At 44.8% G+C, this 8,253-nt stretch carries 10 protein-coding genes and 2 pseudogenes; all 12 read right to left on the minus strand.

The features are described from left to right. A pseudogene (locus GRP75_RS15050) lies at positions 1 to 287 on the minus strand (sugar kinase); the annotation flags it as partial. Then, the gene (locus GRP75_RS15055; RefSeq protein WP_013309343.1) at positions 284 to 1,345 is read right to left on the minus strand and encodes an SPFH domain-containing protein; all 1,062 of its coding nucleotides are present in this window, start codon (positions 1,343 to 1,345) and stop codon (positions 284 to 286) included. The gene GRP75_RS15055 and the pseudogene GRP75_RS15050, both read right to left, overlap by 4 nt. Positions 1,346 to 1,515: 170 nt before the next feature. Beyond that, positions 1,516 to 2,181: an HD domain-containing protein gene (locus GRP75_RS15060; protein WP_068939960.1), complete on the minus strand. Its 666-nt coding sequence runs from the start codon at positions 2,179 to 2,181 to the stop codon at positions 1,516 to 1,518. A gap of 52 nt (positions 2,182 to 2,233) precedes the next feature. After that, entirely contained in the window at positions 2,234 to 2,953 is a 720-nt protein-coding gene (locus GRP75_RS15065) for a HEAT repeat domain-containing protein (protein WP_160789704.1), read from the minus strand. A 224-nt stretch (positions 2,954 to 3,177) separates the two neighbouring features. After that, on the minus strand, positions 3,178 to 4,212 hold the full coding sequence (locus GRP75_RS15070; RefSeq protein ID WP_160789705.1) for an FAD-dependent oxidoreductase: 1,035 nt from the start codon (positions 4,210 to 4,212) through the stop codon (positions 3,178 to 3,180). A 153-nt stretch (positions 4,213 to 4,365) separates the two neighbouring features. Next, a complete protein-coding gene (locus tag GRP75_RS15075; protein ID WP_160789706.1) occupies positions 4,366 to 4,869 on the minus strand; it encodes a DUF1572 family protein in 504 nt (167 codons plus the stop codon). A 24-nt stretch (positions 4,870 to 4,893) separates the two neighbouring features. After that, a complete protein-coding gene (locus GRP75_RS15080; RefSeq protein WP_023987715.1) occupies positions 4,894 to 5,343 on the minus strand; it encodes a hypothetical protein in 450 nt (149 codons plus the stop codon). A gap of 28 nt (positions 5,344 to 5,371) precedes the next feature. Beyond that, positions 5,372 to 5,893: a GNAT family N-acetyltransferase gene (locus tag GRP75_RS15085; protein WP_160789707.1), complete on the minus strand. Its 522-nt coding sequence runs from the start codon at positions 5,891 to 5,893 to the stop codon at positions 5,372 to 5,374. A gap of 40 nt (positions 5,894 to 5,933) precedes the next feature. Then, a pseudogene (locus tag GRP75_RS15090) lies at positions 5,934 to 6,937 on the minus strand (phosphotransferase family protein). A 2-nt stretch (positions 6,938 to 6,939) separates the two neighbouring features. Then, positions 6,940 to 7,431, minus strand: coding sequence for an 8-oxo-dGTP diphosphatase (locus GRP75_RS15095; RefSeq protein ID WP_053324929.1), 492 nt, complete (start codon positions 7,429 to 7,431; stop codon positions 6,940 to 6,942). Between the two features lie 154 nt (positions 7,432 to 7,585). Next, positions 7,586 to 8,047 carry a hypothetical protein gene (locus tag GRP75_RS15100; protein ID WP_160789708.1) on the minus strand — a complete coding sequence of 154 codons (462 nt, stop codon included), beginning with the start codon at positions 8,045 to 8,047 and terminating at the stop codon, positions 7,586 to 7,588. Between the two features lie 11 nt (positions 8,048 to 8,058). Next, the coding region (locus tag GRP75_RS15105; protein ID WP_160789709.1) for a GNAT family N-acetyltransferase at positions 8,059 to 8,253 on the minus strand (195 nt) is incomplete at its 5' end.

Raw genomic sequence — 8,253 nt, forward strand, 5'->3', positions numbered from 1 at the left:
CCATCCTGACCCAGCACCACCACTGTATCCTGCTCACCAAAAATAAAGTTCGGCACATGCTCCCGCTCCACAATCTGAACACGACCCAAGGCCGTTAAATCCGACGTTGCCGTTGCCACCGCCCTGCGGTAATTTTCGTCCTCCAGCACATAATCACTGAAATCCGCACCCAACCGTTCCATAAAGAAGCGAGCCTGCTGCACCGTATTGTATCGGACAATCAGTTCCTCCAGTCGCGTTTTACGCTTCACCAAAATGATCTTCTGCTCTGTCATTCGGCTGCTCATCGTGTTCTTCCTCCAGACCCTCTCGATCCTGCTGATCCGCTAGCTCCCGTATCTGACATGAGACCTTGCAGCAGATCCGGCGTAATATTCAGCTGACCGATTTTGCCTGCATTTTCTGCAAGCTCCTGGAATGCAATCGCAATTAGCTTATCCGGGCTCATATCCATGTTGGCCATAGCTTGAAGTACGTTCGGCTCAACATCCTGCAACGATTTCATGACTGCTGTCAGCTCATAGGCCTTGGCATCGGCTTCTGCCTTTTTATTCGTTACGGTCAGCTCAATCAGCTCGCGTTTTTTCTCCTCCAAGGCTGTGTCAAATCGTAGCTGCTCCTCTTTCATCTCGCTTTGCTTTTGCTTCACAGAACGCTCGGCATCGAGTTGAGTTTCGCGGATTTGTTTCTTTTTCGTCTCTACTGCAATCTCAGTGTTCAGCTCGTTTTCCTTCACACGCCGCTCTTGCTCAATAGATGCATTACGACGTTCATACAAAGCATGATCCGCGTTGCGAAGAATCTCTTCTCTCGCTTGAGCCTCCAGCGCTCTCATCGTCTCCTTATTGGGTAGAATCGCCAAAATCGACAGTCCCATAACCTCAATGCCGAGCTTTTCCATTTCCGTATGCTGTGCAATATCCTTCGTCATATTTTGGGCCAGACGTTCACTGGACTGAACAGCTTCTTTGAGCGGGACACGCTCCAAATACTTTTTGGTAAGCACCTTGGCGATGTTAATCACCCGTTGGGCCAGCTTGCTCGGATCATCCGAAATGTAGCGTCGTTCCTTCAAGTCATACGTATAGTTTAAAATCTGCGTCGTTCTCCGATAATCCACAATTCGATAAGTTAGTTGCCCCTGCACCGTCACCGCCTGAAAATCATTCGTCATGTCCTCAAACATGAACGGCGCATCAATGGAAGAGACGGGCACGACAACAACCGAGGTGGTCGGGGCGTAGTAATAAAAAGATAATCCAACACCCTCCCGAACCACCTTCCCGTTTTTCACCTTCATCACATATTCACTGGGCTGAAATTTAACAAAATTAAATCCAAACATAGCCACTTCCTCACTTTCTTTATAGTTTATAATTTTTTGTTATTATCATTTTATTATTAACAATAAAATAACACACATTTTCGATAATATCAATATGACATTTATAAAAAAATAAAGGCCATTTCCCCTCCGATATGCTCGGTTAGAGGAAACAGCCTTATTGAAACACTTTATTTATCATCCACATTCCATTCTCTATAAAATTGCTCCAAGTACATCTCCATCCATTGATGCCGAACTTCCGCCAGCTCTCGGGCATAAGCGGTATTCATTAAATCCTTGAGTTTGAGCAGCTTTTCGTAAAAATGGTATATGGCACTTTTACCTGCGGCACGATAATCATGCTGTGAAAAGTCTTTATCCGGGTGATGCATCATACTGCCTTTTGAGCCAGCATACATAAAGGTTCTTGCAATCCCAATCGCTCCAAGAGCATCCAACCGATCCGCATCCTGCACAACTTGACCTTCCAGCGTTTCCATAGGCGGGTTTTGTCCACCATTGTAGGACATCGTAGCTATAATAGTCATCACGTGCGTGATCACATCTGGATCACTTACATGCAGAAGCAGCCACTGCTCTACTTTATCCAGGCCCGCTTGCTTGGAATCATTTAATTTTTCATCCGCTACATCATGCAGCAGTGCTGCCAGTTCACAAATAAACGAATCTGCGCCCTCTTTGGCAGCAATTTTAAGGGACAGCTTTCTCACCCGGTCTATATGAAACCAATCGTGACCACTATGATCATGCTCCAACTGCTGCTGTACAAAGGGCTCCGCCTTTTGAATAATATCTGCCAAAATCGCTTCCTGTTGCTCCGTTCGTCTCTCCATATGTCACCTTTCAATCCCGTCCATACTTTCTATGGTAGGTTCGTTTAATTTTTTAATGCTTGGCCATCTGCTTACTGCGAATCATTGAGAGCGCCTTACGGGCTGCCAGTTTCCCATTCGGGCTTCCGTACTTCACCACTTCTTTTAATAATTCGGTCGCTGGTTCATATCCATGATGTCCTAAAAGGACACATGCTCGTTCCTGTACATACATATCCTCATCGTCCAAATAGGGAAGCAATGAGTCTAGTTCGCAGGTAGGCGTGATCGCCATTAAGCTATAAAGATGCTGACATCTCACATCATCATCCACAGGTGAATCCTTTTCTAGCAAGGCTCTTAGTTCATTCATGCAGCGAATATCTTCCGCTAATTGTTCTGTGCTAATGTCCTCGCCGGACGGATAATCCTTACGGAGCTGTTCCCACTCCAGTGCTGGATTTTGCTCCAACTCTGCAATCAGAGAAACCACATTTCTGTACGCCGGTGACAAATCCGTTTCCTCGTGACTTATATAACACAACTTATATGCTAACGGCCCCTCCACATATATGCCAACATAATTAGAATGGTCATCCGTCCATAGAGGGACGATATGTTTAAATATCTCGATCTGCCCCATCCACTTGATGCCCTCGGCAAGCTCTTGCTCATTCATGAGTTGAAGCTGAACGTTCCGTCCCTCTCGTTCCTTGCTATGTACATGCAAAGCTTCCACCATGTCGTCTGGCAGATGAATTGCTAGCCGTTCAAGTACCTCTTGTAAGCTCATTTTTCACGCTCCTTATCTTCTCTACTCAAAATCTACTATATAAAACCGAAAAGGACAGGCTTTCTTCATTTTATTCTATATGGTGTATGCTATCCAACCTTTAGAACGAGAAGTCAGTAACCTGACAAAAAAAGAACCTCCAAAACCACATGAATTGTAGTCGCGGAAGTTCTTTTACATTTTCCCTGCCCTATTTCTAATCCTATATAACTTATTCCGTATTCTTACTCCATGACACCAAGCTCGCGGTTTTTTTCCTTGAATCGGCTGTTATGAGAAGATACATATGCCGCTTTGTCAGCTGCTGGATCAATGTACAGCTTGGCGCTGTTCAGTGCAAGGGCGGCATCTGTGAACGTACCGGCAATTAGATACAGCTTGCTTCCGTACTCGACAAAATCGCCTGCTGCGAAAATCCCTGGCAGATTCGTTTCCAGCTTTTCGCTCACTCGGGCATGCCACTCACCCATATCCAGTCCCCAATCCCGAAGCGGGCCGAAGTCGGATTTAAGTCCATGATTTACGATGACAGCATCGACATTCAACACCTGTATTTCGCCCGTATCTACATGACTGATCGTCACCTGTTCAATCGTCTCTCCATTGTTGCTATGTAGCTGACTCACCGCGTATGGTGTGAGGACATGGACCGAGGATGATTTCATACGAGCTACATTTTTCTCATGTCCGCCAAAGTGATCCCGACGATGTACGACGGTCACACTCGCCGCAATAGACTCTAGCTCATTTGCCCAATCCACCGCCGAGTCGCCTCCACCGGAAATCAGGACGCGCTTGCCCCGGAATGGCTCCAGCTCTTGTACAGTATAATGCAGGTTCGTAACCTCATAGCGGTCCGCCCCCTCAATCTCCAGCTTAGCCATTTTGAGAATACCATAGCCTACTGCCAGAACGATCGTGCGTGTCCAATGCTGTTCCCCTGTGGCAGAAGTTAGCAGGAACGTGCCATCCTCTTGCCGATCCAAACCAGTGATCTGCTGTCCCAGCACAATGGTAGGCTCGAACGTCCGCGCCTGCTGCTCCAGCTGATCAATCAGCTTTTCACATAAAACCGGGGTAACCCCCCCGACATCCCAAATCATCTTCTCTGGGTATATGCGCATTCGTCCGCCCAGCTCATGCTTGGCTTCGATCAGCTTGGTTTTCATATCTCTCATTCCACTGTAAAATGCGGTATACATACCGGCAGGACCACCGCCGATGATCGTTACATCATATAATTCCAAGGACACTGTCACTCTGCAACTCTCCCTATCATAACGTAATATGTCTGCTTCTATTATAAGTGATAATAATTATCAATATCAATTAAGAAATAAAAACATGACCATTAGAGAGGCTTTCGTGACCTTAGAACTACATTTTATAGGTTTATATAGCTACTGATTCCATTATTCTCGTAGATTACGCAAGGATTGCTGCACTATCGCATGCAATGCTTTTTCATTAAGTCCTGTCTGTACAAATTGAAAACGGTGATCTGCCAATCTCTGAACTCGGTCTATGATCTGCCCCAGATGATAAGCCGTATGCTCCACCACATGGTATACGTCATACATATTTATCGCCCCCGTATGGTCCAATGCTGCACAGAAGGATGAAAAAGCTTCTTCTACCTCATCCATCAGTTGTTCCTTGTTTTGCATGGAAGGTATAAAGCTATCCTCCATTCCTTGCTTGTATGTAATCGTCGGATCTATGAGCTTGGCTGCGTTTCTGCGCACATGCACCATGATATGGTTGATGATCCCACCAATGCTATTCGTTTCCGTCTCACCTACTCGCCATAGCACCTGTTCATCCAAAAGCACAATACATGCCCGCAACTTTACCAAATATTGATCGTACATTCTGTGCTTGGATATGATTTTAAACTCATGCATGGAAGAATCCATATATTTATTTCCTCCTTCGTCCTATCAAGTGAATTTCTCAAAAAAATTACTTCCCTCGATCATCCAATACTGTTCAGGTGAAGGTACCTCGTTCAAAAAGTTTTGATATTCCCCTTTCCACCCCGCTGGGACATAGTGTTCAAACGAGGCTGGCTCAGGAAATAGCGAATAGAGAACTTTTTCATCAAAGTTAACATACAGAGCAGGACAGAACTCCAACACTTCATCCTGATGCTGAATAGCACCATCAAGCAACTGGAGCATTGAAGTTAGTTCCCCAGTAGCCACCTTATATTCACAGATGTGATCCAAAAATGCTCCCACTGTGGTTTCATCCAAAATAGGGATACCAAACCGTTCCTCCATCTCGGTATTCAAAAACCAATACTCTCTTTCCGTCACATACCAATTCCATTCCCCTTCAAAGATAACACCAACAATGATGTTTTGCGCATATTCAGGCCATAATTTCATGAGCTTCTCGCGTTCCCTTCTTTCTCACTCACAGTTCGATCCAAAACCGGTTTACACGGTTTCCGTCTTCCTCTATGTAATCCTTGTCCGGCGTTCCGCCATTTTGTATGATTGTTTTTTTGGAGGCAATATTATCGGAGTCGCACACAACCAGGGCTCGGGAAATCCCCAGCTCTTTTGCTTTTTCTAACGCCAAGGCCAGCATTGTAACAGCGTACCTGTTCCCTCGTGCAGAAGGACGGATACCGTAACCGATATGACCTCCGGCATTCATTAGGTGTTCGTTAAGATCATGCCTGATATTCACTGCTCCCACGACCTGTTCATTCGCATTCACAAGCCAGTATGTTGAGCTTTTGACCCAGCCTTCAGACAGGTTGATTCCATTTTCCTGATTACTTAAAACCGTCAGCATACCTTCAAAATCGTACGGCTCTACAGAGATCACCCAAGGTACCATATGCTCCTGGCTCTTTTTCCATTCCTCATAAAATGAAAGATAAGCGTCCTTCCAGCTCTGATCCGGCTGTACCAATTCGACGGTCTGCATCCCGCTCACTCCCCCCCTCTTTAAACCTTCAATTAAACTGCTATTGCTTATATTCAATATCCATAAATTTTTGCGCCCAATCTGCAAAAGAGAGCTTATCATCCCAAGTGACTAGCTTCATCGCTTTGGCACATCCCCAGTTTAGAACCTGCTGATGCAGCATATGCACCCGGAAACGCTCAGTAAATCCTTCTTTAGCTTTCATCCCTTGTGCGTAAGCAGTAAGAAAACTTTGTGCCAACTCTTCTTCGCCGTTCTCCAGATACATGGTGGTTATTTTCGGAAGATCTGCAACCCCATCCCCAAAATAGGCTGTCGTAAAATCAAAAAGACCACTGACTCTCCAGCCCTTATCCCCATTCTGCACAAGGAAATTTTGCGGTTTAAAATCCCCCATCACAAAGGTCGCAGCTTCCAGCTGATCGAATGCTTGACGGAGCCTTCCAATATTTCCTCTACCCATTCCATATCCTGTACAGAAATGTTCGAGTATTTTTTGGCATCCTCTAGCCAATATCGAATTCGTCCATACAACCATCCTCGATAAGAGACTTCAAAAGGGCGAATGGCTAGAGTTGTTGTATCCAGCTCTCCACTGTTCTTAACCTTCCAGCTATGAAGCTCCAACAGAACAGTAGCAAGCATTTCAGCCATTTGCTGTTTATCCAGCAAGGTCAGCTTTGCTTGCAACTCAGGTGTATGTATATGCTGACCGTATAGACGGGGCATAACTGCATAGCTCCAGCCGAAAATGTCCTCCGTATGATCCACAAGATACGGTGTTGGCACGGGTATTGGAGTCTGTGTCTGTATTTGCTCCACCATAAACTTTTCTTCTATCCATTGCCCTAGAAAAAGCGGGTTCCCCTTCAGCACAAACTGCCCAGCCGTTGAGGAAACATAGAGAGTTTGCCCTAGGACACCTTCTGCCGTTTTTTCGTAAGATAGCAAACGTCCCAAATCAAAACGATTCAGCATCCTTTGCATTTGATCATTTGTTACCTCGCCTAGCCGATTAGACGAAAAATAAATGGTCGTCGTCATCTCTACACACCATAGCTCTTAATCGTTGCTTCCAGGGTTTCATCCGTATCTGCTAGCCAAACGAAACTAACCTCAAACGTTCCCGGCTCGAAAAACAATGGAAATCTCCGCTTAAACCAATCCTGCATCGGCAGATTTAGCGCCTCCTTCATATCCACCCACAGCAATTCTCCCTCAGGGGGATTTTTTAATAGTTCACCTTCAGTGGCTGTAGCCAAATAGTTAAAGACCATATATCTCAGCCCTTGACTTGGGTCACAATATTCGTCGATTCCTTTAAATACAATTTCCTTAACGGTTAAGCCTGTTTCTTCCTTTACTTCACGAATGGCCCCATTCACAATGCTTTCTGGAAACTCTACTTTTCCTCCTGGCGCAATATAACCCGGAAACCCCTTTCGATTGGGTCTATTCATAAGCAATACCTTGCTTCCGTCTTGAATCATACACATGGTATATATTTTGTGTGTCACTTCTGTTGTCAATCCGATCATACCTTTCTTTATTCACGATTCACTATAATCTAGCTTTTAACTTTCACACCGACATACTGTGGTTAAATATGGAATTCACCATACTTTAACTCGTTATTTTGTAGAGCGCAATAACTCTAACCATAGACTAGATTAGCGGGGTAACCTGGAGCGATCACAGTCCCTCGTCAAACAACTGTAGGCCTATGATTTCAAAGGCGACAACATCGCCCACTTTAACGTTGACATCACCATTCATTTCTTCAGAATCCAAAATAAACGTAGTGTCTCCTATTACAATCTCCAGACATTCTATCCCGCCTGCTTCGCCCTGCAGCACTTGATGTATCGTTCCTTGAATCCAGTAGTCGCCTAGCTTTGGTTGAGGCCGAAAAATCCCTGTCTCTTCAGTAGACTTCAGCCTTCTGAACCCTTCTATACTGGATTGAGAAGTCTCGACCGAAATCACACAACCGGGAATCAACTTATCCAAGCTTTGTTCATACGGGACAACATACGCATATCCAGAAGTCAGTTCATGCCAAAAATATGTCCAGTAGCCGTATACTTTTTCCTCGCCAATACTACGAATGATGATATGCTGGTCTTTATTTATTTCCTTGATCTGTACGCGCATATATAGAGTCCTCAGTAGATACTTTTCTTATAATAATAGTGTTTAAAGCCTCTCGGAGCATCGTCAATAACACCAACGACTTCATACCCATGCTTTTCATAGAATTTGGGCGCTTGAAAAGTAAAGGTATTAAGTTGTATAAAATTACACCCTTTATCTTTAGCAATTTGTTCGATTTCACCAAGCAGTTGTGAACCGTAGCCCTT

The organism is Paenibacillus sp. OT2-17 (genome assembly GCF_009827695.1).
GTDB classification, from domain to species: domain Bacteria; phylum Bacillota; class Bacilli; order Paenibacillales; family Paenibacillaceae; genus Paenibacillus; species Paenibacillus polymyxa_B.

Excerpts from the sequence above, each read along its gene's own strand:
- GRP75_RS15080 (WP_023987715.1), bottom strand. The coding sequence starts at position 5,343 with ATGAAATTATGGCCTGAATATGCGCAAAACATCATTGTTGGTGTTATC.
- GRP75_RS15060 (WP_068939960.1), bottom strand. The coding sequence starts at position 2,181 with ATGGAGAGACGAACGGAGCAACAGGAAGCGATTTTGGCAGATATTATT.
- GRP75_RS15075 (WP_160789706.1), bottom strand. The coding sequence starts at position 4,869 with ATGGATTCTTCCATGCATGAGTTTAAAATCATATCCAAGCACAGAATG.
- GRP75_RS15095 (WP_053324929.1), bottom strand. The coding sequence starts at position 7,431 with ATGATCGGATTGACAACAGAAGTGACACACAAAATATATACCATGTGT.
- GRP75_RS15085 (WP_160789707.1), bottom strand. The coding sequence starts at position 5,893 with ATGCAGACCGTCGAATTGGTACAGCCGGATCAGAGCTGGAAGGACGCT.
- GRP75_RS15065 (WP_160789704.1), bottom strand. The coding sequence starts at position 2,953 with ATGAGCTTACAAGAGGTACTTGAACGGCTAGCAATTCATCTGCCAGAC.
- GRP75_RS15100 (WP_160789708.1), bottom strand. The coding sequence starts at position 8,047 with ATGCGCGTACAGATCAAGGAAATAAATAAAGACCAGCATATCATCATT.
- GRP75_RS15055 (WP_013309343.1), bottom strand. The coding sequence starts at position 1,345 with ATGTTTGGATTTAATTTTGTTAAATTTCAGCCCAGTGAATATGTGATG.